25 protein-coding genes are annotated in these 25,673 nt (G+C 63.7%); 10 read left to right on the forward strand and 15 right to left on the reverse strand.

Annotated elements, in window-relative coordinates:
* The first annotated feature begins 149 nt into the window (after nucleotides 1-149).
* Complete coding sequence (locus M1D43_RS12655; protein WP_227692134.1) at nucleotides 150-653, forward strand: SH3 domain-containing protein; 504 nt, start codon at nucleotides 150-152, stop codon at nucleotides 651-653.
* 20 nt (nucleotides 654-673) lie between these two features.
* Here the strand turns inward: M1D43_RS12655 and M1D43_RS12660 are convergent, their stop codons facing one another.
* The 3 genes from M1D43_RS12660 to M1D43_RS12670 all read right to left on the reverse strand — a co-directional run bounded on the left by M1D43_RS12660 (nucleotide 674) and on the right by M1D43_RS12670 (nucleotide 2,785).
* Nucleotides 674-1,189, reverse strand: coding sequence for a P-loop nucleotide/nucleoside kinase family protein (locus tag M1D43_RS12660; protein ID WP_192923457.1), 516 nt, complete (start codon nucleotides 1,187-1,189; stop codon nucleotides 674-676).
* A 37-nt stretch (nucleotides 1,190-1,226) separates the two neighbouring features.
* On the reverse strand, nucleotides 1,227-2,219 hold the full coding sequence (locus M1D43_RS12665; protein WP_010968402.1) for an adenosine kinase: 993 nt from the start codon (nucleotides 2,217-2,219) through the stop codon (nucleotides 1,227-1,229).
* A gap of 140 nt (nucleotides 2,220-2,359) precedes the next feature.
* Nucleotides 2,360-2,785, reverse strand: coding sequence for a VOC family protein (locus M1D43_RS12670; protein WP_153314031.1), 426 nt, complete (start codon nucleotides 2,783-2,785; stop codon nucleotides 2,360-2,362).
* 67 nt (nucleotides 2,786-2,852) lie between these two features.
* On the opposite strand from M1D43_RS12670, the gene M1D43_RS12675 reads away from it, so the two are divergent.
* Nucleotides 2,853-3,446 carry a TetR/AcrR family transcriptional regulator gene (locus tag M1D43_RS12675; protein ID WP_003531933.1) on the forward strand — a complete coding sequence of 198 codons (594 nt, stop codon included), beginning with the start codon at nucleotides 2,853-2,855 and terminating at the stop codon, nucleotides 3,444-3,446.
* Between the two features lie 76 nt (nucleotides 3,447-3,522).
* Here M1D43_RS12675 and nth read toward each other — a convergent pair whose 3' ends face one another.
* The gene (nth, locus tag M1D43_RS12680; protein ID WP_102903160.1) at nucleotides 3,523-4,314 is read right to left on the reverse strand and encodes an endonuclease III; all 792 of its coding nucleotides are present in this window, start codon (nucleotides 4,312-4,314) and stop codon (nucleotides 3,523-3,525) included.
* Between the two features lie 22 nt (nucleotides 4,315-4,336).
* On the opposite strand from nth, the gene M1D43_RS12685 reads away from it, so the two are divergent.
* Together M1D43_RS12685 and M1D43_RS12690 are read left to right on the forward strand one after the other, a co-directional pair.
* A complete protein-coding gene (locus M1D43_RS12685) occupies nucleotides 4,337-4,834 on the forward strand; it encodes a DUF2244 domain-containing protein (protein ID WP_003531937.1) in 498 nt (165 codons plus the stop codon).
* A 76-nt stretch (nucleotides 4,835-4,910) separates the two neighbouring features.
* A complete protein-coding gene (locus tag M1D43_RS12690) occupies nucleotides 4,911-5,783 on the forward strand; it encodes a methylated-DNA--[protein]-cysteine S-methyltransferase (protein ID WP_003531939.1) in 873 nt (290 codons plus the stop codon).
* A 429-nt stretch (nucleotides 5,784-6,212) separates the two neighbouring features.
* Here the strand turns inward: M1D43_RS12690 and M1D43_RS12695 are convergent, their stop codons facing one another.
* The 6 genes from M1D43_RS12695 to mepA form a co-directional block, all read right to left on the reverse strand.
* Nucleotides 6,213-6,848 carry a 2,3-bisphosphoglycerate-dependent phosphoglycerate mutase gene (locus M1D43_RS12695; RefSeq protein WP_003531941.1) on the reverse strand — a complete coding sequence of 212 codons (636 nt, stop codon included), beginning with the start codon at nucleotides 6,846-6,848 and terminating at the stop codon, nucleotides 6,213-6,215.
* Between the two features lie 30 nt (nucleotides 6,849-6,878).
* On the reverse strand, nucleotides 6,879-7,697 hold the full coding sequence (dapB, locus tag M1D43_RS12700) for a 4-hydroxy-tetrahydrodipicolinate reductase (RefSeq protein ID WP_010968395.1): 819 nt from the start codon (nucleotides 7,695-7,697) through the stop codon (nucleotides 6,879-6,881).
* 17 nt (nucleotides 7,698-7,714) lie between these two features.
* A complete protein-coding gene (locus tag M1D43_RS12705) occupies nucleotides 7,715-9,520 on the reverse strand; it encodes an ABC transporter ATP-binding protein (RefSeq protein ID WP_003531944.1) in 1,806 nt (601 codons plus the stop codon).
* 108 nt (nucleotides 9,521-9,628) lie between these two features.
* Nucleotides 9,629-10,648: a glucokinase gene (locus M1D43_RS12710; RefSeq protein WP_107607870.1), complete on the reverse strand. Its 1,020-nt coding sequence runs from the start codon at nucleotides 10,646-10,648 to the stop codon at nucleotides 9,629-9,631.
* A gap of 61 nt (nucleotides 10,649-10,709) precedes the next feature.
* On the reverse strand, nucleotides 10,710-11,090 hold the full coding sequence (locus tag M1D43_RS12715) for a methylglyoxal synthase (protein ID WP_003531955.1): 381 nt from the start codon (nucleotides 11,088-11,090) through the stop codon (nucleotides 10,710-10,712).
* Nucleotides 11,091-11,213: 123 nt separating this feature from the next.
* Nucleotides 11,214-12,281, reverse strand: coding sequence for a penicillin-insensitive murein endopeptidase (mepA, locus tag M1D43_RS12720; RefSeq protein WP_027991131.1), 1,068 nt, complete (start codon nucleotides 12,279-12,281; stop codon nucleotides 11,214-11,216).
* Nucleotides 12,282-12,573: 292 nt separating this feature from the next.
* Between mepA and M1D43_RS12725 the strand changes: the two genes are divergently transcribed.
* The 5 genes from M1D43_RS12725 to M1D43_RS12745 all read left to right on the forward strand — a co-directional run bounded on the left by M1D43_RS12725 (nucleotide 12,574) and on the right by M1D43_RS12745 (nucleotide 19,436).
* Nucleotides 12,574-14,433 (forward strand): extracellular solute-binding protein, encoded by a 1,860-nt coding sequence (locus M1D43_RS12725; RefSeq protein ID WP_107607869.1) that lies wholly within the window; start codon nucleotides 12,574-12,576, stop codon nucleotides 14,431-14,433.
* Between the two features lie 180 nt (nucleotides 14,434-14,613).
* Nucleotides 14,614-15,696, forward strand: a complete 1,083-nt coding sequence (locus tag M1D43_RS12730; protein ID WP_003531958.1) for a microcin C ABC transporter permease YejB — start codon at nucleotides 14,614-14,616, stop codon at nucleotides 15,694-15,696.
* Nucleotides 15,696-16,829, forward strand: a complete 1,134-nt coding sequence (locus tag M1D43_RS12735) for an ABC transporter permease (protein ID WP_153314030.1) — start codon at nucleotides 15,696-15,698, stop codon at nucleotides 16,827-16,829. The genes M1D43_RS12730 and M1D43_RS12735 overlap by 1 nt, the downstream gene beginning before the upstream one ends.
* Nucleotides 16,830-16,837: 8 nt before the next feature.
* On the forward strand, nucleotides 16,838-18,466 hold the full coding sequence (locus tag M1D43_RS12740) for an ABC transporter ATP-binding protein (RefSeq protein ID WP_127597121.1): 1,629 nt from the start codon (nucleotides 16,838-16,840) through the stop codon (nucleotides 18,464-18,466).
* Between the two features lie 10 nt (nucleotides 18,467-18,476).
* Nucleotides 18,477-19,436 (forward strand): 2-hydroxyacid dehydrogenase, encoded by a 960-nt coding sequence (locus M1D43_RS12745; protein WP_153314029.1) that lies wholly within the window; start codon nucleotides 18,477-18,479, stop codon nucleotides 19,434-19,436.
* 236 nt (nucleotides 19,437-19,672) lie between these two features.
* Here M1D43_RS12745 and M1D43_RS12750 read toward each other — a convergent pair whose 3' ends face one another.
* The 3 genes from M1D43_RS12750 to M1D43_RS12760 form a co-directional block, all read right to left on the reverse strand.
* Nucleotides 19,673-20,527, reverse strand: coding sequence for a C40 family peptidase (locus M1D43_RS12750; protein ID WP_153314028.1), 855 nt, complete (start codon nucleotides 20,525-20,527; stop codon nucleotides 19,673-19,675).
* Nucleotides 20,528-20,535: 8 nt separating this feature from the next.
* Entirely contained in the window at nucleotides 20,536-20,880 is a 345-nt protein-coding gene (locus M1D43_RS12755; protein ID WP_003537743.1) for a MarR family transcriptional regulator, read from the reverse strand.
* 88 nt (nucleotides 20,881-20,968) lie between these two features.
* The gene (locus M1D43_RS12760) at nucleotides 20,969-22,360 is read right to left on the reverse strand and encodes a leucyl aminopeptidase family protein (protein WP_153314027.1); all 1,392 of its coding nucleotides are present in this window, start codon (nucleotides 22,358-22,360) and stop codon (nucleotides 20,969-20,971) included.
* Between the two features lie 130 nt (nucleotides 22,361-22,490).
* Here M1D43_RS12760 and M1D43_RS12765 point away from each other — a divergent pair, with 130 nt between their 5' ends.
* On the forward strand, nucleotides 22,491-23,315 hold the full coding sequence (locus M1D43_RS12765; protein ID WP_153314026.1) for a tetratricopeptide repeat protein: 825 nt from the start codon (nucleotides 22,491-22,493) through the stop codon (nucleotides 23,313-23,315).
* Between the two features lie 340 nt (nucleotides 23,316-23,655).
* Here M1D43_RS12765 and M1D43_RS12770 read toward each other — a convergent pair whose 3' ends face one another.
* The gene (locus M1D43_RS12770; RefSeq protein ID WP_010968386.1) at nucleotides 23,656-24,639 is read right to left on the reverse strand and encodes a type II secretion system F family protein; all 984 of its coding nucleotides are present in this window, start codon (nucleotides 24,637-24,639) and stop codon (nucleotides 23,656-23,658) included.
* A 7-nt stretch (nucleotides 24,640-24,646) separates the two neighbouring features.
* On the reverse strand, nucleotides 24,647-25,657 hold the full coding sequence (locus M1D43_RS12775) for a type II secretion system F family protein (protein WP_153312943.1): 1,011 nt from the start codon (nucleotides 25,655-25,657) through the stop codon (nucleotides 24,647-24,649).
* Nucleotides 25,658-25,673 lie beyond the last annotated feature (16 nt).

Here is a 25,673-nt window from a genome sequence, read left to right on the forward strand (position 1 = left end):
GTCGCCGCCCCGTGCGGGGATTTGAAAAGTGCGGGGATTTGCGAGCGCCTGGCCGGTCAGCACCGCAAGGGCTTTCGCCAAGTCCTGCTTACGTTCGGAAGATGAGCTTCGTCATGCGTCACTTCATTTCACGAGTTTCCACCCTCACGATGGCAGCCTTGCTCGGAGTGGTCTTGACGGCCGGCACCGCCCAGGCGCAGGCGGCGAAGGGGCCGAGCGGCCTTCCCCTCCCCCGCTTCGTCAGCCTGAAGGCGAAAAGCGTGAACTTGAGAATCGGTCCGAGCGTCGACTATGCCGTCGCCTTCCGCTATCTCAAATCCGGCGTGCCTGTCGAGATCATCCAGGAATATGACAATTGGCGCCGTATCCGCGACGCCGACGGAACCGAGGGCTGGGTCAACCAGGCGCTTCTGTCCGGCGACCGCACGGCGCTGGCGGCCCCGTGGATGCGCAGCAAGGGAGAGGGTGTGTTCGTCAACATGCGGCGCGATCCGCAGGGGACGGCGTCGATCGTCGCGCGCGTCGAACCAGGCGTCATGCTGCACATCGGCGAATGCAACGGCGACTGGTGCCACGCCGAAACTCAAGGGGTCGAAGGCTGGATTGCCCAGAGCGAGATCTGGGGAGCCTATCCCGGCGAGGCCTTCAAGTAAGCGTTTCGGGCGGGACGGCGTCAGCTCCCTGGTTTTTGGCGTTCGAGCTTGGAAATAAGATCGGCGACGAGCTCGTCGGGGTTCTTCTTCGCGGTGTCGATGACGAGGGGTCGCGATCCCCAATCTTCGTAAACGCGATCGGTGATCTCTTCCCAGGTCGGTTTCGTCAGACCCGGTACGTCGGAAAGCCGGGTTTCCGCGCGGCGGCGATGTTCCGCCTTGTCCGAGCAGACGACCTCCAACTCGATGGCCGGCGCCGCCGACCGGTCTGCTACCGCGAGCCAGGCGGCTCGCGTCACACCCAGGCCATTGACGGAATCCGCGATGACGGTGTGGCCGAGCGTGAGGTTGTCTTCAGCCACCCCGTAGGCCGTTACATATCCTGCGGCGCCGACGACGGAACCCGGTACGCCCGAAGCCCGAATGCATTGCTCGATCGTATCGACGCGCACATGCACCGCGCGTAATCGCTTCGCCAAAGCGCGAGCAATCGTCGTCTTCCCGGATCCGGGCAAGCCTCCCAAGATGATGAGCATCAACGCGTGCTTTCGATTCGTCGCTCGGACGAGAGCCTCAGACGAGAGCTGCCTGGCGGGCGGCGGTTGCAAGCGAGACCAGCGGCCGCGGGCCGATCTGGCCAATGACGATACCGGCGGCCAGATTGCCGAGCTTGCTGCACTCCTCGAGCGAGCGGCCGCTGGTATACCCGAAGAGGAAACCGGCGGCATAGAGATCGCCGGCGCCGGTGGTGTCGACCACCTGCTCCAGAACGCTCGCACCGACGCGTACGCGCTCAGCGCCGCGCACGACGACGGAGCCTTCCTCGCTCAGCGTGACCGCCGCAAGCTTGCAGTCCCTGGCCAGCAGCTCGAGCGCGCGATCGAAGTCCTCGGTCTCGTAAAGCGCGAGCGCCTCCTGACGGTTGGCGAAGACGATATCGACCGTGCCCGAGCGCATGAGCTCGAGAAACTCGCTCCGGTAGCGATGCACGCAGAAACTGTCGGACAGCGTCATCGCCGTTTCCCGCCCATGGGCATGGGCGATGCGCGCCGCTTCGCGGATCGCATCCTTGGCGCGTGGCGGGTCCCAAAGATAGCCTTCGAAATAGGTAACCTTCGACTGGGCGACGACGTCGTCCTCGACATCCTCCGGGCCGAGCTCGACGCAGGCGCCGAGATAGGTGTTCATCGAGCGCTCGCCGTCCTCGGTCACGAAGATCATCGAGCGGGCCGTCGGGGGATGGCCGTCGAGCGGCTTCGTCTGGAAATGGACGCCCTGTGCGCGGATGTCATGGGTGAAGATTTCGCCGAGCTGGTCGTCGGCGACCTTGCCGAAATAGGCGGCGCGGCCGCCGAGGCTCGCGACGCCTGCCGCCGTATTGCCGGCGCTGCCGCCGGAGGCTTCGACTGCCGGTCCCATTCTCGAATAGAGCAACTCGGCGCGATCGGCATTGATGAGGTTCATCGCGCCCTTGATGATGCCGTTTTCTTCGAGAAAGCTGTCATCGCAGCGCGCAATGATATCGACGATCGCGTTGCCGATCGTCAGAACGTCGTATTTTGCCATGAACTCCGTCCGGGTTTCCTTAGTGACCGGTGTTCGTTAATAGCGGTTTTCCGGCCATTTGGAAGACGCAACAGCGTTATGCGTCTTTTCAAATGCAGTAAGGCTCCCGCATGCAGCGGAAATTCCGGGGATGCCGACGATCACGTCGGCAACGCCTTTGCGTCATAGGCGGCGGCGAACTCGGCGCTCGGCGGGATCGGCTTGATGATGTCGATCATCACGCCGTTCGGATCGGCCGTGATGAAATGACGCTGGCCGAAGTCTTCGTCGCAGATCGGCTTGAGGATGGGCAGGCCCGCTTCACGCATCTGGGTATAGAGCCGATCGGGATCTTCCACCTCGAAATTCAGGAGCAGGCCCTGCACCGGCGCCCGGTGCCGTTCGGGCACCGTCTCATGACGGTAATCGAGGACCGCGAGCGTCACATGTTCGTTCTCGGTCGACTGGAGGTGCATGTACCAATCGCTTACGAAAAGCGTCTCGAAGCTTAGATGCCTGACGTAGAAGTCCGCCGTCTGCCGAACGTCCTGCGTCATGATCACCGGATAATAGCTTGTGGATTTCATCCTTTCCCTCCGTTGTTCGACCACATACAATCTGCATGTATCCTTCAATAACATACAGGCTGCATGTATGCAACAGAGAGAAACAAGACGCTCCAACCGGGAGCGCTCCGATGCAACCCGCACGGCGATCCTCGATGCCGCACGCGCGCTCTTCGTCTCCAGGGGCTACGCCGAAACCGCGACGCCGGACATCGTTGCCGCAGCCGGGCTCACGCGCGGCGCGCTCTATCATCACTTCGAGGACAAGAAGGCGCTGTTTCGGGCGATCGTAGAACGGGAAGCACGCGAGGTCGCGGCTATGATCGAGCAATTGGCCGGTGCTCCCCTCCCACCCCGCGAGGCACTGCTTGCAGGAGCGGCGGCCTATTTCGACGCCATGGCCGTTCCGGGCAGGGTACGCCTGCTGTTGCTCGACGGGCCGGCCGTGCTGGGCGTCACCGAAATGGCGGCTCTCGACGCCGCCCATGGCGGCAGAACGCTGGAGGAAGGCCTCGCCGCCGCCATGGCTCCGCACCGCCTGGAGGAGAAGACGGTCAAGGCGATGGCATTCCTGTTGTCCGCCGCCTTCGACCGCGCTGCGCTCGAGATCGATGCGGGCGCTGCACGGGCCGACTATGCCTACGCCATCGACAGGCTGATCGACCGCCTGATCGCTCAATGAGGAAAGTGATTGAGATCGGATGAGGAAAAGTGTGTGCGGTTTTCCGCCCGTGATTTTAGGTCGACCCGACCTGAAATCATCGTGATCTGGCGGCGACGGAGATCGCCTGCGGCGGCAATTCCACCAGCGGGGCCGGGATATCGCAGGTCTTTTCCGGCGATTTGCAGAGGTCCGCTATCACGCAGCGCTCGCATTCCGGCCGGCGCGCCTTGCAGACATAACGGCCGTGCAGGATCAACCAGTGATGGGCATGGAACAGATAGTGCTCGGGGATCACCCGCAGGAGGTGCGCTTCCACCTCGTCCGGCGTCTTGCCCGGCGCAAGACGGATGCGGTTGGCAATGCGGAAGATATGGGTGTCGACGGCCATCGTCGGCTGACCGAAGGCCATGGAGAGCACGACATTGGCGGTCTTTCGCCCGACGCCGGGCAGCGTCACGAGCTCCTCGCGCGTGCGCGGCACCTCGCCGCCGAAGTCGGTGATGAGCTTCTCGGAGAGGGCGATGACGTTTTTCGCCTTGTTGCGGTAGAGGCCGATCGTTTTGATATAGTCGCGAACCCGTTCCTCGCCGAGCGCCAGCATCTTCTCCGGCGTATCGGCGACAGCGAAGAGCTGCCGGGTCGCCTTGTTGACGCCGGCATCCGTCGCCTGCGCCGAGAGAGCGACCGCCACGACGAGCGTGAACGGATTGACGTGCTCGAGCTCGCCCTTCGGCTCCGGACGCTGCACCGAAAAGCGGCGGAAGATTTCCTCGACTTCCGCGGTGCGGTAGGCACTGCGTGGCCCCGTGCGGCCTCCCGTGCGGCGCGTTGTCGCTTTCGCCGGCTTTGGCTCTTGTGGTGGCGATTTGAGCTTCACGTTTTTCATGCTGCATCTATAGTCAAGGGTCATGATCAAAGGCAACGCCGCGCCAAACATCGATGACGAGCCGATCTTTGCGGCCGAACTCACCCCCTACCGCTCGCTGGGATACAGGGGCTTCAAGATTTTACTGATGATCGCCGGCATCATGAGCCTGATGCACATCGTCGTGTTTCTGGTCATCGGCGCCTGGCCGATCGTCTTTTTCTTCGGCCTCGATTTGATCCTGCTCTTCGGTGCCTTCTGGCTCAACTACCACGCTGCGCGGGCCCGCGAGGAGGTCAGCGTTTCGCGCACCGACGTTTCGGTCAGGAAGTTCGCGCCGTCGGGGAGGATGATCGAACACCGCTTCAACACCTTCTGGGCGCGCTTCAGCATCAAGCGTCATCAGGAGATCGGCATCGTGTCGATGAAGATAAGTGGCGGCGGCCGGCAGACCGATATCGGCTCCTTCCTCAACCGCGATGACCGCGAAACCTTCGCCGCCGCCTTCGCACGGGCGCTGGCGACCGCCAGGTCGCGCTGAGCCGGCCGGCCGGCCGACAAGAATCGGGTGGTTATAGGATCGCCCGCATGATTATCTGTGGCACAAGGAGATGATCATGAACGTCGTTACATCCATTCCCACCGACATCACCCCGGAAGGCACCGACTACGACACGGTCCGGCGTGTGATCGCGATGCTGACCGAAGATTATCGCGAGCAGCCGTCGCTCGAGTCGCTCGCCCGGCGCCTCGGCCAGTCGCCGACGCAGCTCCAGAAGGTCTTCACCCGTTGGGCCGGTCTTTCGCCGAAGGCCTTCCTGCAGGCGGTCACCCTCGATCACGCCAAGCGCCTCCTGCGCCAGGAGGACATGCCGTTGCTCGAGACCAGCATCGAGGTCGGTCTTTCAGGTCCGAGCCGGCTGCACGATCTCTTCGTCACCCATGAGGCCATGTCGCCCGGCGAGTGGAAGGCGCGCGGCGCCGGCCTCACCATCCGCTACGGCTTTCACCCCTCGCCCTTCGGCACGGCCCTGGTGATGGTGACCGATCGCGGCCTCGCCGGCCTTGCCTTCGCCGATTCGGGCGAGGAGCGCGCGAGCTTCGAAGACATGGCCGCCCGGTGGCCGAACGCCACCTATGTCGAGGACAGCGCGGCGACGGCGCGCTATGCGGCACGCATTTTCGACCCCGACCGCTGGTGCGCGGAGGAGCCGCTCCGAATTTTCCTAATCGGTTCGGATTTCCAGATCCGCGTATGGCAGACCCTGCTGCAGATTCCGCTCGGCAAGGCCACGACCTATTCCAGGATCGCCGAAAACCTCGGCCAGCCGACGGCCTCGCGTGCGGTCGGCGCCGCGGTCGGGCGCAACCCGATCTCCTTCGTCGTGCCCTGCCATCGTGCGCTCGGCAAGACCGGCGATCTCACCGGCTATCACTGGGGATTGACGCGCAAGCGCGCGATCCTCGGCTGGGAGGCGGGGAAGGCTTGAGGGGTTGCCCTCCAGCGCCGCGCGTCTTATCAGACGCGCAAAGATCGCTGTAGCACTTTGATCTGCTGCATGTTTTTGTCCTTTAATTGGATACGATTAAAGGAAACATGCAGTAGATTGCCCCTCATCCGCCTGCCGGCACCTTCTCCCCGCAAGCGGGGCGAAGGGACAAGCGGCGCCGACTGAACCTCGCATTCTCCGCCCGCCCGAGGGAGCGAGCGGGCGCGGCATATCCCTTCTCCCCGCCTGCGGGGAGAAGGTGGCGGCAGCCGGTTGAGGGGCAATCCCTTCCCTCGAACCCGCCAGGTCTGCAAAGGGCAAATCTCGAGGATGACGACCGAGGGCGGTTGAGGCGGTTGGGTTCCCGAGGGATCCCGGGATCCATTCATCAGCAGTATCCGCCGCACCAGCCCGCAAGAGATGTGTGCCTCAATGCGCCCCGGACATATCCCCGAGCACTTCCTTCGAAGCGACGGTCGAATCCGCGTTCAGCTTGTAGACCATCGGCACGCCGGTCGCGAGATTGAGCTTGAGGATCTGCTCCTTGGTCAGCTTGTCCAGCACCATGACGAGGGAGCGCAGCGAGTTGCCATGGGCGGCGACGAGCACCTTCTCGCCCGAAAGCACGCGCGGCAGGATGTCGGTCAGGTAATAGGGCCAGACGCGCGCGCCGGTGTCGCGGAGGCTCTCGCCGCCGGGCGGCGGCACGTCGTAGGAGCGGCGCCAGATATGGACCTGCTCTTCGCCCCATTTCGCCCGCGCATCGTCCTTGTTGAGACCGGAGAGGTCGCCGTAGTCGCGCTCGTTCAGGGCCTGATCGCGGATCGTTTCGAGCGACGACTGGCCGACGGCGTCGAGGACGAGCTGGCAGGTACGCTGGGCCCGGATGAGGACGGAGGTGAAAGCGATGTCGAATTTGATGCCGTAATCGGCAAGCGCCTTGCCGCCGGCCTTTGCCTCCTCGATGCCGAGTTCGGTGAGGTCGGGATCGCGCCAGCCGGTGAAGAGGTTCTTCAGGTTCCAGTCGCTCTGGCCGTGCCGGACAAGGACGAGGGTGCCGCTCATTTCGATTTCCTCTTTGTGAATTATCGGATGTCAGTCGAGCCCGAGAACGTCGAGCATGGAGTAGAAGCCTGGCTTCCGGCTCCGCCCCCAGAGGGCGGCAGCGACGGCGCCGCGGGCGAAGATGGAGCGGTCGGTCGCACTGTGCGAAAGGGTGACCATTTCACCCTCTCCGGCAATCACCACCGAGTGCTCGCCGATGACGGAGCCGCCGCGGAGCGTCGCAAAGCCGATTGACCCTTCGGGCCGCGCACCGGTGTGGCCGTCGCGGACCCGCACGGAGTGATCCGCAAGATCGATGCCGCGCCCCCTGGCCGCCGCTTCGCCGAGAAGCAGCGCCGTGCCCGAGGGCGCATCGACCTTGTGTTTGTGGTGCATTTCGAGGATCTCTATGTCCCACCCCCCGGCCGGAAGCGCACGCGCCGCCTTTTCCGTGAGCACGCCGAGCAGGTTGACACCCAGGCTCATATTGCCCGACTTGATGACGCGGGCGTGACGGGCGGCGGCGCGGATCCTCGCCTCGTCATCCGCCGAGCAGCCGGTCGTGCCGACGACGTGCACGATGCGCGCCTGCGCCGCGAGGCCGGCGAATTCCACCGTGGCGGCGGGCGCCGTGAAATCGAGGACGCCTTCGGCCTCGACGAAGGCTTCGAGCGGCTTGTCGGTAACGGCGACCCCCATCGGGCCGGCACCGGCAAGCTCGCCGGCATCGCGGCCGATAAACGGCGAACCGGTCCGCTCGATCGCGGCATGAAGGCGCACGCCGGCGGTCTCGTGAATGATCCGGATCAATGTCTGGCCCATACGGCCGGCCGCGCCGACCACAACGAGCTTCATGTCCGTTTCGTTCATCGTGCAATTCCCTTGTGCTACAGGATCTGTGCCTCGGCGACCGTATCCGCTCCGCTGCCCTGGAGATTGTGGAGGCGAGCGTAAAGACCGTCCGGACGCCGCGCAAGCTCCTCATGGGAGCCTTCCTCGACGACGATGCCTTCCTTCATGACGACGATCTTGTCGGCATTCACGACGGTGGAGAGCCTGTGCGCGATGACGATCACGGTGCGGCCGCTCATCGCCTCTTCGAGTGCCTTCTGAACGGCCGCTTCCGACTCGGTGTCGAGCGCCGAAGTCGCCTCGTCCAGAAGCAGGACGGGCGCGTTGCGGACGAGTGCGCGGGCAATCGACAGGCGCTGACGCTGGCCGCCGGAAAGCGTCACGCCATGCTCGCCGACGGGCGTGTCATAGCCCTGCGGCTGCGCCAGGATGAAATCATGCGCGTAGGCCAGCCGCGCCGCTTCCTCGATCTCGTCATCGGTCGCATCGGGCCGGCCGTAGCGGATGTTGTCGCGGATCGAGCCTTCGAAGAGATAGGGCTGCTGCGAGACATAGGCGAGGCCGGCACGGAGCGACTGCTTTGTGACGCCGGCGATATTCTGGCCGTCGATGAGTATCTCGCCGGACAGGGGATCGTAGAAGCGCGGGATCAGGCTGATGATCGTCGACTTGCCGGCACCGGAGGGGCCGACGAGCGCAGTGGTCTTGCCGCCCTCCGCACGGAAGCTGACGCCTTTGAGGATCTCCTCGCCGGTGCCATAGGCGAAGCGCACGTCGCGCAATTCGACGGTCGCCTCGCCGAGCCTCAGCTCGGTGGCGTCCGGACGGTCGCGCTGGTGCGGCACCGTGTCGAGAATCTCGTAGATCATGCGGGCATTGACGGCCGCGCGCTCCATCGAAACCTGCAGGCGCGCGAGACGCCGAGCCGGATCATAGGCCATGAGCAGGGCGGTGACGAAGGCGAAGAACGCTCCGGGCGGCACGTTGTGATAGATCGTGCGGAAGGCCGCATAGGCAAGCACGCTGGAGATCGCCAGTCCCGCAAAGGTCTCGGTCATCGGCGCCGTGCGCTCGCTCAGGCGCGCGATGCGGTTTGCCCGGTTCTCTGCACGATCGATGATCGACTCGACCTTGCGCCGCAATTCGTTCTCCATCGTGAAGGCCTTGACGATGGTGATGCCCTGGATGGTCTCCTGCATGGCGCCGAGAACCCGGCTGTTGACCTCGACGGCCTCGCGCGTCGCCAGGCGCAGGCGCCTCGAAATGTAGCGGAGCCCGAGGAGCAATGGCGGTGCGACGAAGAAGACGATCAACGACAGGAGCCAGTCCTTGCTGAACATGACCACGACCAGGCCGATCAGTGTCAGGAGGTCGCGGGCGATAGACGTGACCGTCATGTTGAGCACGTCGCGGATGCCGCTGACGTTCTGGCTGACTTTGGCGGCGAGCTGGGCCGAGCGGTGCTCGTGGAAATAGCCGACGCTGAGCGCCATCAGATGCGCATAAAGCCGGCGCTGATAGCGCGCCACGATGTTGTTGCCGATCTTGGAAAGGGCGACCGCCTGCCCGTAGGTCGCAAGCCCCCTGAGGACGAAGGCGGCGAAGATCGCACCGCAGATCAGGAGCACGATGTCGGCGCGCCTGTTGGCGAAAGCCTCGTTGACGACCGCCTCCATGATCCAGGCGGTGAAGCCGGTCGTCGCCGCCACCACGACAAGGCATGCGATTGCGAAAGCATAGCCGCGGATGTGGTCGCGGCCGTTTTCGGCGATGACGCGCTTGAGGATTCCCGTGATCGTCTCGGAATCGACTGCGCGCTTGTTTCTATCCTTGGCGTTCAATAAGCCCGTCTTCCCTGAGCCCGCTCGCGTACCGCACCCCGGCATCGCTTTCGGGGGCTCTATAGTGCTTTGCTGCCGTTTTGGCGAGTCTCTGCGCCGGCCGCAGCGTCACCTTCTCCAACGGCGTCCCTCCATTGCAACACCGAAGTCCCTCGGCGTGCGGGCAAAGGCCGCGAGGCCGGAGAGCGCCGCCATGGGGTGAATGACGGCGAAGGTCGGAATCGTCCGCATCAATGCCGAATGAGGCGCCTTGTCCTCGAAGGCCGCGCGAAATTCGGGCTTCGTCAGTGCCGGCAGTATCTTCTGCGAAATGCCGCCGGCAAGGAATACGCCGCCGCGCGCCATGAAGATCAGCGCCATGTCGCCGGCAACGCGCCCGAGATAGGTCGCAAAGAGCGACACGGTTTCGACCGCCGCCGCATCGGCGCCGGAGAGCGCGCTCGTCGTCACTGCCGCCTGATCCGCAAGAACCGCTTCCTCGCCATTGGCGGCGCAGACAGCGCGATAGAGATTCATGATGCCGCGGCCGCACAGGATCTGCTCGCCGGCCATGCGTCCCTCGATCGGTTCGAGGAAGGGCCAGATCCGGAAGTCGCGCTCCGTCCGGGGACCTATATCGACATGACCGCCCTCGCCGGGCACGGGTATCCAGGTATGCTGCGCATAGACCAGTCCGGCGACGCCCAGACCTGTTCCCGGGCCGAGCACGACGCGCGAATGGAAGGGCCGGACGGCGCCGCCGCCGATCTGAACGACATCCTGATCGGCCGGCGCGGCGATGGCGAGCGCCTGGGCCTCGAAGTCGTTGATGACCAGCACATCCTCCAGCCCGAGGCTCGCCAGCATGTCCTTCGGGCGAATCACCCAGCCGGCATTCGTCAGCGGTATCTCGTCGCCCTTGATCGGCCCGGCCACGGCGAGGATCGCCGAGCGCGGCTGGACGGAGGTCTTGTCGAGGATGCTTTTCTGCATCGCCTCCTCGATCGTGGCGAAATCGCCCGTTCTGATCGGGGCCAACTGCTTCGGTTCGCCGTAGGCGTCGGTGAGCAGTGCGAAGCGGGCATTGGTGCCGCCGATGTCGCCGATCAGGATCGGAAAGGGAAAGCTGTGTTCACTCGCATTGGGCATGGAAGAAGTCCGTCCTGGTCGCGGTGTGCGTGTCGCGGCGTGAAGGTCCCGGGATTATGTATCAGTTGCGCCTGAAGTCGATCAACTGCTCGGCAGTCGCGCGGTTGAGCGCCATCGGGATGTCATAGACGATCGCCAGGCGCATCAGTGCCTTGACGTCGACGTCGTGCGGCATGGCCGTCAACGGATCGACGAAGAAGATCAGGCAGTCCACGTCGCCCGTGGCGATCAGCGCGCCTATCTGCTGGTCGCCGCCGAGCGGACCGCTCTTCAACCGGACGATGTCGAGCGCCGGACACACGTCGAGAACACGGCCGCCGGTGGTCCCCGTGGCGACGATCTTCCACTTGGACAGGACCGCCTCGTTCGCCTTTGCAAAAGCCGCGAGGTCATCCTTCTTCTGATCATGGGCGATCAGGGCGAGACATTTCCGATCTGCCATGCGAGAGCCCCCCGGCGAAAGATCATGGAGCGGTTCAGGGCGCGGCTCAACTGGCGCGCGCAAACGAACCGTTTAAATCGATTTGAAGGGCCTATACATGAGCACCGGGAATTTGCAAAGGCGCTATTGCAGCCCGGGCCGCGGCGAGGGTACCGGAATGTTCGCGAGCGGCGCTTCGCCGGCCGCCTCGATCACGGCCTCTATGCTGGTCGCGGCAGCGGGAATTGCGGCAGGGGCGCGATAGGCGGTGCCGTAGGTAGCCTCCTGTTCGGAAGCGGGTGCGGGGCCGTTCAGCACCAGCGCGCAGGCCTTCGGCAGATCGGCAAGCTTTGCGAATTTCGGCTTCGGCGGCTTCGCTCCGGGTTTCTGCTTCGGCTTTGCCCAGGGCTCGTCCGTGAACCACCAGGCGAGCGACTTGTCGCAGCCGTCACCCGCCGGAACCACGGCCTGGTCCTTGCAGCCCTTGGAGCCTTCGGGGCATTTGATCCGGATGTGGAAATGATAGTCGTGGCCGTAGATCGGCCGGACCTTGCCGAGTGCGGCGCGGTCGCCGCGCCAGGTGTCGCAGAGCTTCTTCTTGATGGCGGGATTGACGAAGACCCGTTCGACCTGCGGGTAACTCGCCGCCATCATGATCAGCCGGGCGTGAGAGGGTGTCCAGATGGAGGGATCGACCGTCAGGAACTTGCTCTTGTCGAGCATGGACGTCGCGGAAATCGTCTCGCGTTCCTGGTAGCTCAGCGTTCTTTGCGGCATCGGCGTCAGCCAGATATCGGCATCGAGCCCGATCTGATGCGAAGCGTGGCCCGAAAGCATCGGACCGCCGCGCGGCTGCGAGATATCGCCGAGCAGAAGGCCGGGCCAGCCGATCTTCTCGACGGCATCGTGGGAGAACCGCTCGATCAGCGCGATCATCGCGGGATGCCCCCAGCGGCGGTTTCGCGAGAGGCGCATCGCCTGCCATGTCGGGCCGTCGGTGGGGATGGCGACCCCACCGGCAAGGCAGCCCTTGGAGTAGAACCCGAACGAAGCCGGCGCCGCCTGCATCGGCAAGTCCTTGGCGCCGAAGAGCTCCTTGGCCGGGGGAGCGTCGTTCGCAGCCGCCTCGGCGGAGACGAGGCTCACCCCCATGATCAGAGCCAGGACGGTCGAACCGCAGCGCCGAAGCGCAGCACGCGCATCAAATTTCATTCCATTCCCCATGACCTTGCTTGCTGCATGTTTTCTTGCTCGTCCCGATCAAAGGACAAAACATGCAGCAACCTGAAGCGTTGCAGCGACCTCTGCGCCTCTGACAGGACGCGCGGCGTCCTCAGTCCGCTGCCCTCTCCTATCCTGATTCGCCGCGGTTGCAGCAGCCTTGCGACTCACCGGGATGTGACCGAAGAATTTCGCCTGATTTTGGGCAAGTCCTGTCAATTGCCCTGATTTCGCCTATGTTCGTTAAAAAAGAACATTGAGACAAAAAAGGGGTACCGGCCGGATGCCAAACTTCTGCAGGACCGTGAAGCCTGGCCTCGCGGCCTCGCTTCTGACAGCAGCGCTTCTCCTCCTTCCTCCTGCGTCCAATGCCGAGGAACAACCCGTCTGGCACCACGCTACGTCGTCGATCGGAGAACCCAAATACAAGGACGGCTTCGCGCGCTTCGATTACGTCAACCCGGATGCTCCAAAGGGCGGAGAACTGCGGCTCTCGGAGAGCGGGACGTTCGACTCGTTCAACCCGATCCTCGCCAAGGGCGAGGTGGCGACGGGCGTTTCTTCGCTGGTCTTCGAAACACTCCTGAAATCCGCCGAGGACGAGATCACCACCTCCTACGGCCTGCTCGCAGAGGGCATCTCATATCCGGACGATATTTCCTCCGCCACTTTTCGCCTGCGGGCAGAGGCCAAGTGGGCAGACGGCAAACCGGTGACGCCGGAGGATGTCGTCTTCTCCTTCGATATGGTGAAAGAGCACAATCCGCTTTTTTCCAACTACTACCGCCACGTGATTTCGGCGGAAAAGACAGGCGAGCGCGACGTCACCTTCCGTTTCGACGAGAAGAATAACCACGAACTGCCGAACATTCTCGGCCAGTTTCCGATCCTGCCGAAGCACTGGTGGGAAGGGCAGGACGCCAAGGGCAGCAAGCGCGATATCAGCCGCACGACGCTGGAGCCGGTCATGGGCTCCGGCCCCTATAAGATCGCCTCGTTCCAGGCGGGCGGCTCGATCCGCTTCGAATTGCGGGACGACTATTGGGGCAAGGATCTCAACGTGAATGTCGGCCGATATAATTTCCGCACCATCAATTACGCCTTCTTCAGCGACAGGAGCGTGCAGTTCGAGGCCTTCCGTGCCGGCAATGTCGATTTCTATCAGGACAACAGCGCAAGCCATTGGGCCACGGCCTACGACTTTCCGGCAATGAAGGACGGCCGGGTGATCCGAGAGGAAATCGAAAACCCGCTGCGTGCTACCGGCATAATGCAGGCCTTCGTGCCCAATATGCGCCGCGAAAAATTCAAGGACCAGCGGGTGCGCCAGGCGTTGAACTATGCCTTCGACTTCGAGGATCTGAATCGCAGCCTCGCACACAATGCGTTTCAGCGCGTCGACAGTTATTTCTGGGGCACGGAGCTTGCCTCCTCCGGCTTGCCCGAAGGGCGCGAGAAAGAAATCCTTGAAGAACTGAAAGACAAAGTTCCTGCTGCCGTTTTCACCACGCCCTACAAGAACCCTGTCAACGGCGATCCGCAAAAGGTGCGCGACAACTTGCGCAAGGCGCTCGCACTCTTCAAGGAGGCGGGTTACGAACTGAAGGGCAGCCGATTGGTGAACGCGAAGACCGGCGAGCCGTTCAGCTTCGAGATCCTTCTGTCCAATCCTACCTTCGAGCGTACGGTCACACCGTTCGTGAACAGCGTGAGGAAGATCGGGATAGATGCTCGCATCCGCACCGTCGACGACTCGCAATACACCAACCGCGTCAGAAGTTATGACTATGACATGATCTACGGCATCTGGGCGCAAACGCTCGTGCCGGGCAACGAACAGAGCGACTATTGGGGTTCGGCCTCAGTCAACCAGCCGGGATCAAGGAACTATGCCGGCATCGCTGATCCGGCGATCGACGAACTTATCCGGAGAATTGTCTTCGCGCCGAACCGCGAAGAGCTGGTCGCGACAACACGGGCACTCGACCGCGTCCTTCTCGCGCATCACTACGTCGTGCCGCTCTTCTACTCGAAGGCCTTGCGCGTTGCCTACTGGAACCACCTGGCCCGCCCGAAGGAGCTTCCCTATTACGGGTTGGATTTCCCGGATGCGTGGTGGTCGAAAAACACGGCTGCAAAATGAAGCTCTTGCGCTCAGGCGCTCTCTCGATTCCAAATGCGGGAAACGAATCACGAAACACGAACGGCTCCGCAGAGGCCGCAGCCGCTGGGAGATGCAGGATTTGAGGCACATTAGAGCAATTCCAGTCGACGCTGCGCCGGTCTGCTTCGCCAGCAATTCGTCGATCCAGAGGTTCGCCTGATGGGTGCCTATATCCTGCGCCGGCTCTTGCTGATGATCCCGACGATCGTCGGCATCATGGCGATCTCCTTCGCCGTCGTGCAGTTTGCGCCGGGCGGGCCGGTGGAACAGGTGATCTCCGACCTCACCAACGCGGCAGGCTCTGACAGGCTTTCCGGCAATGCCGGCGACCTCATGCCTGTTGGCGGTGGCGACGGCGGGCAGTACCGCGGGGCGCAAGGGCTCGATCCCGATTTCATCGCCAAGCTCGAAAAACAGTTCGGCTTCGACAAGCCGCCGCTCGAGCGCTTCGTCACCATGATGTGGGACTATATGCGCTTCGACTTCGGCGAGAGCTTCTTCCGCAATACGCCGGTCATCGACCTCATCATTCAGAAAATGCCGGTTTCGATCTCGCTCGGGGTCTGGATCCTCATATTTTCCTATGCCATCTCGATCCCGCTCGGCATCAAGAAAGCGGTCTCCGACGGTTCGACCTTCGACGTCTGGACCTCGGGCGTCATCATCGTCGGCTATGCGGTGCCGAGTTTCCTCTTCGGCATTCTCCTGATCGTGCTTTTTGCGGGCGGATCCTTCTTCGACTGGTTCCCCTTGCGCGGCCTGGTCTCGGACAATTTCGACCAGCTTTCCTGGTACGAGAAGATAATCGATTATTTCTGGCACATGACGCTGCCGCTGATCACGCTTCTGCTCTCCGCCTTCGCGACCACCACGCTGCTCACGAAGAATTCCTTCATCGACGAGATCAAGAAGCAATATGTGACGACGGCGCGAGCCAAGGGCCTGACCGAGCGGCGCGTTCTCTACGGACATGTGTTCCGCAACGCGATGCTGATCATCATTGCGGGCTTTCCCGGCGCCTTCATCTCCGCCTTCTTCACCGGGTCGCTGCTCATCGAATACATCTTCTCGCTCGATGGGCTGGGGCGGCTCGGCTATGACGCGGTCGTCAAGCGCGACTATCCGATCGTCTTCGCGACCCTCTTCATCTACTCGCTGATGGGGCTTGTCGTGAGCCTCGTCTCCGACCTCATCTATACCTGGGTCGACCCGCGCATCGATTTCGAGCGGAGGGACGTCTGATGAGCACCGCTACCGCCTATGCCGGCGCGCCGGAAAAGGGCTGGCTTACGCCGATCGGGCGCCGCCGCTGGCAGAACTTCAAGGCCAACCGCCGCGGCTACTGGTCCCTCTGGCTCTTCCTCCTCCTCTTCGGCCTCAGCCTGTTTGCCGAGTTCATCGCCAACGACAAGCCGATCCTCGCCTCCTATAAGGGCGAGATCCTGGTGCCGGTGCTGTTCGATTATCCGGAAGAGAAATTCGGCGGCTTCCTCGCCGAAACCGACTATCGCTCCGACTTCATCCGCGACGAGATCGGGGCGAACGGCTGGATGATCTGGCCGCCGATCCGCTATTCCTACCAGACGGTCAATTCCAGCATCCCCCATTCAGCGCCCACGCCGCCCTTCTGGCTGATGAGCGAGGAGGAGCGCTGCTCCGCCTACCCGCAAGGGGCCGACGACCCCGGATGCATAACCGGCAACCTGAACTGGCTCGGTACCGACGACCAGGCGCGCGACGTGATGGCGCGGATGATCTACGGGTTTCGCATCTCGGTCCTTTTCGGTCTCGCGCTGACAATCGCCTCGGCGGTCATCGGCGTTTCGGCCGGTGCCGTGCAGGGCTATTTCGGCGGCTGGACGGATCTGCTCATGCAGCGTTTCATCGAGATCTGGTCGTCGATGCCGGTGCTCTACATCCTGCTCATCATCGCCGCCATCCTGCCGCCGGGCTTCTTCATCCTGCTCGGCATCATGCTGCTCTTTTCCTGGGTCGGCTTCGTCGGCGTCGTCAGGGCGGAATTCCTGCGCGCCCGCAATTTCGAATATGTCAACGCGGCGCGCGCGCTCGGCGTCGGCAACGGCACTATCATGTACCGGCACCTGCTGCCGAACGCGATGGTGGCGACGCTCACCTTCCTGCCCTTCATTCTTTCGGGCTCGATCACCACGCTGACCTCGCTCGACTTTCTCGGCTTCGGCATGCCTCCGGGTTCCCCGTCGCTCGGCGAGATGATCGCGCAGGGCAAGTCCAACCTGCAGGCGCCCTGGCTGGGGCTGACCGCCTTCTTCGCCATGTCGATCATGCTGTCGCTTTTGATCTTCGTCGGCGAAGCGACGCGCGACGCCTTCGACCCGAGAAAGACGTTCCGGTGAGCGCGACGATGACAGATACCCTCCTCTCCGTGCGCGACCTCTCCGTCGCCTTTCACCAGGGCGGCGAAACGTCGCTTGCGGTCGACCGCATCTCCTTCGACATCAAGCGCGGCGAGACCGTGGCGCTGGTCGGGGAGTCCGGTTCGGGCAAATCGGTCTCCGCCAACTCGATCCTGAAGCTCCTGCCCTACCCCGCCGCAAGCCATCCGAGCGGCGAAATCCTCTTCAACGGGAAGGACCTCCTGAAGGCGAGCGACGACGAGCTCAGGCATGTTCGCGGCAACGACGTCACGATGATTTTCCAGGAGCCGATGACGTCGCTCAATCCGTTGCACACGATCGAGCAGCAGATCGGCGAAATCCTGGAGATCCATCAGGACCTCAAGGGTGCGGCCGCCCGCGCGAGAACGCTGGAGCTCCTGGAACAGGTCGGCATCCGCGAGGCGGAAAAGCGCCTCGGGGCCTACCCGCATCAGCTCTCGGGCGGCCAGCGCCAGCGCGTAATGATAGCCATGGCGCTTGCCAACCGTCCGGAGCTCCTGATCGCCGACGAGCCGACCACGGCGCTCGACGTCACGGTGCAGGCGCAGATCCTCGAGCTTTTGAAGTCGCTCAAGGACGAGCACGGCATGTCCATGCTGTTCATCACCCACGACCTCGGCATCGTCCGCAAGATCGCCGATCGGGTCTGCGTGATGACAAAGGGCAAGATCGTCGAGACCGGGCCGACCGCCGAGATCTTCGCCAATCCGCAGCACGCCTACACCCGCCACCTGCTTGCCTCCGAGCCGCGGGGCGAACCGCCGCCCTCGGATGCCTCGAGGCCGATCGTGATCGAAGCCAAGGACATGAAGGTCTGGTTTCCCATCAAGGCGGGCTTCCTGCGCCGGGTGGTCGACCACGTCAAGGCGGTGGACGGCATCGACCTGACGCTCCGCGCCGGTCAGACGCTGGGCGTGGTCGGCGAGTCCGGTTCCGGCAAGACGACGCTTGGCCTTGCGCTGACGCGGCTGATCTCGTCCAAGGGCCGCATCGCCTTCGTCGGGGAAGACATCGACGCCTACAGTTTCCGCGAGATGCGGCCGCTCAGAAACCGGATGCAGGTGGTCTTCCAGGATCCTTACGGATCGCTGAGCCCGCGCATGTCGATCGCCGACATTATCGGCGAGGGTTTGAAGATCCACGAGAAGGCGCTGACGGACGGCGAGCGCGACCAGCGCGTCGCCGCAGCACTGGAAGAGGTCGGCCTCGATCCCGCCACGCGCTGGCGCTATCCGCACGAATTTTCCGGCGGTCAGCGCCAGCGCATCGCGATCGCCCGGGCGATGGTGCTGAAGCCCCAGTTCGTCATGCTCGACGAGCCGACCTCCGCCCTCGACATGAGCGTGCAGGCCCAGGTGGTCGATCTCCTGCGCGATCTCCAGCGCAAGCACAATCTCGCCTATCTCTTCATCAGCCATGATCTCAAGGTCGTGCGCGCGCTCGCCAACGAGGTGATCGTCATGCGGCTCGGCAAGGTCGTGGAACAGGGACCCGCCGAGCGCATCTTCGAGGCACCGACGGAAGACTATACCAAGGCGCTGATGGCCGCCGCTTTCAACCTCGAAGCGGTCAATCTCGCCGCCGTTCATCAGTAGAGTTTCTCCCATGCCCGCCAAGAGCCCCGTGATCGTCGACCTGAAATTCATTCCCGAGGAGGTCGAAGCCGCGCTTGCGGGCGCCTTTCCCGGCCGCGAGGTGATCGATCTCGCCGACCCGGCGCATCAGGAGCGTGACCTCTCCGGCATCGACTATGCGGTGGTCTGGAAATCCGCGCCCGACCTCTTCTCACGCGCACCGGACCTCAAGGTGGTCTTTTCCGGCGGCGCCGGCGTCGACCACGTGCTGACGCTGCCGGGCCTGCCCGACGTGCCGCTGGTGCGCTTCGTCGACCGGACCCTGACGACAAGGATGAGCGAGTGGGTGGTGATGCAGTGCCTCCTGCATCTTCGTCAGCACCGCGCCTACGAGACGCTGGCAAAGAAGCACGAATGGCGCGACCTCAGCCAGCCGGAAGCAGCCGACGTGACCGTCGGCATCATGGGCATGGGCGTACTCGGCCAGGACGCCGCCCGCAAGCTCGCCATGATGGGCTTCAAGGTGATCGGCTGGTCGCGAAGCAAGCGGGTGATCGAGGGTGTTGAGACCTACGACGCCGCCGGACTGGACGCATTCCTCGGCAGGACGGATTTTCTCGTCGGCCTGCTGCCGCTGACGCCGGATACCAGGGGTATCTTCAACGCCGCCCTCTTCGCCAAGCTCAGCCGGAACGGGCCGTTCGGCGCGCCCGTTTTCATCAATGCCGGTCGAGGCGGCAGCCAGGTCGAGGCCGACATCCTGGAGTGCATCGATTCCGGTGTTCTGGGAGGCGCCTCGCTCGATGTCTTCGAACGGGAGCCGCTCTCCCCGGAAAGCCGCTTCTGGGACATGCCGAACGTCTATGTGACGCCGCATGTCGCCGCCTCGTCCGACGTCAGGGCGCTCTTCGTGCATGTGGAGCACCAGATCGCGCGCTTCGAGAGCGGGCTGCCCCTGGAGCATGTAGTGGATAAGGTGGCCGGCTATTGATTAGGCGCGCAGCGATCGCCGCTCACCCTAACCTTCTCCCCGCGCGCGGGGACGACCGCCCCTCACCCTAACCCTCTCCCCGCATGCGGGGAGAGGGGACGTACGCCACGGCGCGCCTGCGTGTGGAGATGGTGCGAAGGCGAACCCGCGATTCCCTTCTCCCCGCATGCGGGGAGAAGGTGCCGGCAGGCGGATGAGGGGCGGCTGCGGCTCAAGAAAGCCGCAAAATCCGGGGATCAAGGCCGCCGGTACCCCGTCGGCTGCGCATACAGCCAGCCGATGCGCCGGATGGCGTCTTCTAGGCCTTCACGCGCCACCGTCATCGTGTGTCCGTTGGCATGCACCAGGGTCTTCTCGTCCTCCATGATCGCCACATGGCCCTTCCAGAAGACGAGGTCGCCGCGCGTGAGTTCCTCGCGCTCTATGGCGCGGCCGAGGCCGCTTGCCTGCATGTCGGAATCGCGCGGCGCGTTGCGCCCGGCCATCTGCATCGCGAGTTGCACGAGGCCGGAACAGTCTATGCCGAAGCCGGAGCGGCCGCCCCAGAGATAAGGCGTTTCAAGAAAGCGGGCCGCGATTGCGACATAGTCTTCCGTGAGCGCGCCGGCTGCGGGAATGCAATGATCGGCGACGATCGCCAGCCCGCCATCCAGCAGAAAATAGCGCGTGCCGCGCGTCTCGGCCTCGCCGACGACGGCAATCCGGCTTCCCATGGAAAGGGCAAAGGCCTGGGGAAAGCGCAGATCCGCGCCGCGATAGACGAATGTCCGCGGCACCGCCACGAGGTGCGTCGCCGGCGCTTGCGGGGGCTGCACGACATCCTCCGGTACGTAGCCGACATAGCCGTCGAGGTCGGACCTGACCCACGCCCATCCGTCGGCGACGTCGAGCACGCGCACCGTCTCGCCATAGAGAAGCTCCGTATCCGTGCCGCAGCCGGCCTCCGGCCTCGCCCGCAGCGGCGTCACCGGAACGGATACGGCCGCCGGCTTTCCTTCCACGAAGCGCTTTGCCTCGACGAGACCGCGCAGACGTGCCTCGGCGATATCCTCGCGATAGGCATTGAGTCGGCGGTCGAGGACTTCTGGCATGGATAAGCTCACATTTTCCGGCCCTGATTGATGATCAAATCGCCGAATTTTTCAAGATAAAGCGCGCCTTCGACGGTGCGCTTTATGATGACGTTGCGCCTGTCGCGCTCGTCGCGGATCCGGTCGACCAGGCCGAGCGCACCCATGGTGTCGAGCGCGCGCGTGATCACCGGCTTCGTCACGCCGAGCGACGCTGCGAGGCCGCGCACCGTATGGGGCGGCGGCACGAGGTAGATCTGTAACAGGATCGCCATCTGGCGCAAGGTCAGATCGCGGCTGTCGACGCGCACCTGTTCGAGCGACACGGCATGCCAGAGCCCCAGCGCCTGAGAAGGGGTAAGTTCGACCGGCAAAGGAAACTCCTGCGTGGATCACGTGTGCGGGAGCATAGCCGGCGACCGTTACGCAAGCGTTTCTTTTGCAGCTCGATTGCGCGAATAGCTACCCCGCCATCCTCCCGATGTGATGATAAAGCGCCCGGATCGCCTGGGCTTCGCCGCCGATCGGCGAATGCGGGCGCTCGGACTGCGCCCAGCCGAAGATGTCGAAATGGACCCAGCTTTTCGCGTTCGTGACGAAACGCTTGAGGAACAGCGCCGCCGTGATCGAGCCGGCCATGCCGCCGGACGGGGCGTTGGTGAGGTCCGCTATGCGGGCGGAAACATCCTTGTCGTAGCCCCTGTAGAGCGGCATCCGCCAAACCGGATCGTCCGCGGTCAGGCTCGCCTCGGCGAGATCGCGGGCGAGATCATCGTCATCGGTGAAGAAGGGCGGCAGGTCCGGGCCCAGCGCCACACGGGCGGCGCCCGTCAGGGTCGCCATGTCGACGACGAGGTCCGTCTTCTCCTCGTCCGCATAGGCGAGCGCATCGGCGAGGATCAGCCGTCCCTCCGCGTCGGTGTTGTCGATCTGAACCGTCAGGCCCTTGCGGCTCTTGTAGATGTCGCCGGGACGGAAGGCATTCGCCGAGATCGAGTTCTCGACCACGGGAATGATGACGCGCAGGTCCACCTTGAGCTTTGCATCCATGATCATCAGCGCGAGACCCATGACGTTGGCAGCGCCGCCCATGTCCTTCTTCATGAGCAGCATCGACGCGGCCGGCTTGATGTCCAGCCCTCCGGTATCGAAGCAGACGCCCTTGCCGACGAGCGTCACCTTGCGGTGGCCCTTCCTGCCCCAGCGCATTTCAAGAAGCCGCGGCGCTTCGGCGCTGGCGCGGCCGACCGTGTGAACGAGCGGGAAGTTCTCGGTCAGCAGGGCTTCGCCGGAGATGACCGATACGTCGGCCTTGTAATGGGCGGCCAGCGCCCGGAATGCGGCCTCCAGCGCTTCCGGTCCCATATCGTTGGTCGGCGTGTTTATGAGGTCGCGGGCCAGGAACACGCCGGCGAGCTGCCGCTTGATATCGGTCGCATCCGAATCGGCCGGAATGAGCAGCGTCGGCGCGTCCGTCTTCGCCGATTTGTAGCGCTCGAAACGGTAGGAACCGAGGCCGTAGCCGAGAGCCAGCCGATTGGCGGTGAGCGGCGCCGTCTCGATATGCCATTTGCCGGCCGGAAGCGCCCGGGCGAGCTTGCCGGTCAGGAAAGGCGCGTCGGACGGATTGGCACCGAGCCCGAAAAGCGCGCCGCCGAGATGACCATCGGCCGAGGGGATGAGCAGCACCGCGCCGGATTCCGCCTTGAAACCGGCTTTCTTCGCCCAGTCGAGCGCGATCGGATCGATGCTCCCCGTTTCGATATGCGCCGGCGTCACCGCAAAGATAGGCAGCGTCTTGCCGTTGCTGGTGTTGAACGGCGATTGCCGCTCGATGAACTGAAAGGGGGCCATGGGAATCCTCGACTGGCGGATACGAACAGGTGCGATTAACGCTCCGTTAGGGTTAACAGATTATTGCTGGAGTGAAAGTTGCGCCGCTTTTGTCTGGAGTTCCGGTGCAGGACTGGATGCTGGGGCTTCGATGACGATGCAAGACAATTTCTCCTCCTCTTTGCGCCGGCTCGCAACGGGGGTTGCCGTTGCGATGGTGGCGCTGTCGCTCTCCGCCTGCGCCGGACAACAGGGCAGGAAGGAGCTGACGACCGGATCCATCCCGAAGCTCACGAGGCCGGTGCAGTCGATGAACGCGACTGAACTGGCGGCCGCCGCCGAACGCATCGGCCAGGCCTATGAGCGCAACCCGAAGGACCGGGAGGCCGGGCTCAACTACGCCAATCTCCTGCGCATGACGGGCCGCAACGAACAGGCGCTTGCCGTCATGCAGCAGGTGGCGATCTACCATCCGGCGGACCGCGAGGTGCTCGGAGCCTACGGCAAGGCCCAGGCCGCAGCCGGTCAGCTGGAACAGGCGCTCGCAACGATCAGCCGCGCCCAGACGCCGGACCGGCCCGACTGGAAGCTGAAATCCGCGGAAGGCGCCATTCTCGACCAGCTCGGCCGTTCCGCCGAGGCACGGCTGCGCTATCGCGAGGCTCTGGACCTCAAGCCCAACGAGCCTTCGGTCCTCTCCAATCTCGGCATGTCCTATCTGCTGACGAAGGATTTGCGGACCGCCGAGACCTACCTCAAATCCGCGGCGAGCCAACCGGATGCCGGCAGCAGCGTGCGCCAGAACCTCGCGCTTGCCGTCGGCCTGCAGGGCCGCTTCCAGGAAGCGGAAACCATCGCCCGCCAGGAACTGACATCCGAGCAGGCCGAGGCCAATGTCGCCTATCTGCGCTCCATGCTGTCGCAGCAGGGAGCATGGAAGCAGCTGGCGAAGGCGGATGAGGCGAAGGCGGATTGAAGGTTGATCGGCCGGCACTGCCACCCCGCACCGGACGGCGGCACCCGCCCCTCATCCCGCTGCCGCGACCTTCTCCCCGCAGGCGGGGAGAAGGGATATGCCGCCCTCTCTACAGCGCCGCGCGTCTTATCAGACGCGCAAAGGTCGCTGTAGCACTTTGATCTGCCGCATGTTTTTGTCCTTTAATCGGATACGATTAAAGGAAACATGCAGTAGGTCCCCTCTCCCCGCCTGCGGGGAGAGGGCTAGTCCTCGGGTTAAACCCGAGGAGAGGGGCCAGCACAGCCGGCAAGAGGCGGCAATACCTTCAAGGGCGGGTAAACCACCCTCGCCTTTCACCCTAAAACTTGTCCGCCACCTGTATCCCCGCGGGGCCGAGGATGACGGCGACGAGGACCGGCAGGAAGAACAGGATCATCGGCACCGTCAGCTTCGGCGGCAGTGCGGCCGCCTTTTTCTCTGCGGCGGTCATCCGCTGGTCGCGGCTTTCCTGCGCCAGCACGCGCAGCGCCTGGGCGACGGGCGTGCCGTAGCGGTCGGCCTGGATCAGCGCCTGCGTCACCGATTTCACCTCGTCGAGGCCGGTGCGCAGGCCGAGATTTTCGAGCGCGATGCGCCTTTCGGGCAGGAAGGAGAGTTCCGCGGTCGTCAGCACCAGTTCCTCCGCCAGCGGCGGCGACTGCACGGCTATCTCGTCGGCGACGCGGCGCATGGCGAGCTCCATCGAGACGCCCGATTCGACGCAGATGAGCAGGAGATCGAGCGCATCCGGCCAGGCGCGGCGAATGGACTGCTGGCGCTTGGAGATCGCATTGGCGATGAAGATGTTCGGCGCGTAGAAGCCGACATAGGCAAATCCGATGGCGAAGGACACCCTGACCATGATCGGCTTGTCGGCGAAATTCCCGAGCACGAAAATATAGAGAACCGCAACGGTCAGAAACAGGAACGGCAGGCAGAAGCGGGCGAAGAGGAAGGTGTTGAGCGCGTTTTGCGAGCGGTAGCCGGCCGTCTTCAGGCGGTTGACGGTGTTGTCGTCCACCAGAGCCTTTCTGAGGTTCAGCCGCTCGACGATCTCCCGGACGGAGGTGTTGTGCTGTGCCCTGAGGCTTGCCCTGCCGGTCGTCGCCTCGGCATTGAGCCGGGCGCGCTCGCGGGCGCGAATCTGCTCCCGTTCGGTGGCGACCGATTTCATCCGCTTTGCGAGGTCTCCCCGCTCGAGCAAGGGCGCCACGAGCGAGTAGAACGTGGCGAGCACGGCCATCGAGACGAGCGCCGCGACGAGGATGTTCGGATCGGTAAGCGTCTCTATCCAGCCGGCCACGGGATCCTCAGATGTCGAAGTTGATCATGTTGCGCATCACCCAGATGCCGATGCTCATCCAGACGGCGGAAGCGCCCATGATGATGTGGCCGCGCGGGTCGGTGAAGAGAACCATCATGTAATCGGGCGAAGTCAGATAGACGAGGGTTGCGACGATGAAGGGCAGCGCGCCGATGATGCAGGCGGACGCCTTGGCCTCCATCGACAGCGCGCTGACCTTCGCCTTCATCTTCCTGCGTTCGCGCAGCACCTTGGAGAGATTGCCGAGCGCTTCGGACAGATTGCCGCCCGCCTGCGCCTGAATGGCGATGACGATCGCGAAGAAGTTCACTTCCGGCAGCGGGATGCTGTGAATCATGCGGGCGCAGGCTTCGGGAACGTTGAGACCCACCTGCTGGGACTCGACGACACGGCGGAACTCCGTCCGGACCGGCTCCTGCCCGTCGCTGGCGATCAGCCGCAAGGCGTCGTTCAGCGGCAGCCCCGACTTGATCGAACGGACCATGACATCGAGCGAATTCGGAAACTCGTCGAGAAACTTTGTGCAACGGCGTTTGACCATGGAGCCGACGATCCATCGCGGCAGGCCGGCCGCGCCTATCAGGGCAACGCCCGCGGCAATGAGCAGCCCCGCCCCTGCCAGCAGGACGACGAGGAAAGCGAACAGTCCGAAAAGCGCGCTGAACAGATAGAACTGCGCGATCGATATCGAAAGACCGGCCTGCAGCAGGCGCTTCTTCATCGAAGGCGCCGTATTGGCGGATTTTTCCTGCTGCTTCTTCTCGAGTTCCTTCAGCGAATCCTGAACCGATTTGCGCCGCTTCGACATCTCGTTGACGCGGTCGCGCGCCGCCTTGATCTTGGTGCGGTCCGTCTCCGAGGCGCTGACCCGGCGCAGGCGGCCCTCCGCCTTCTTCTCGGTCTCGATCTGGGGGTAGAGCACACCATAGGCGAGTGCCGCCGCCGCCAGGGCGACGAGGCCGGCCAATCCCAGGACGGTGATGTCTATGCCGAACATCGCTCGGTCTGTCCCT

Source organism: Ensifer sp. R1-3 (assembly GCF_056739175.1).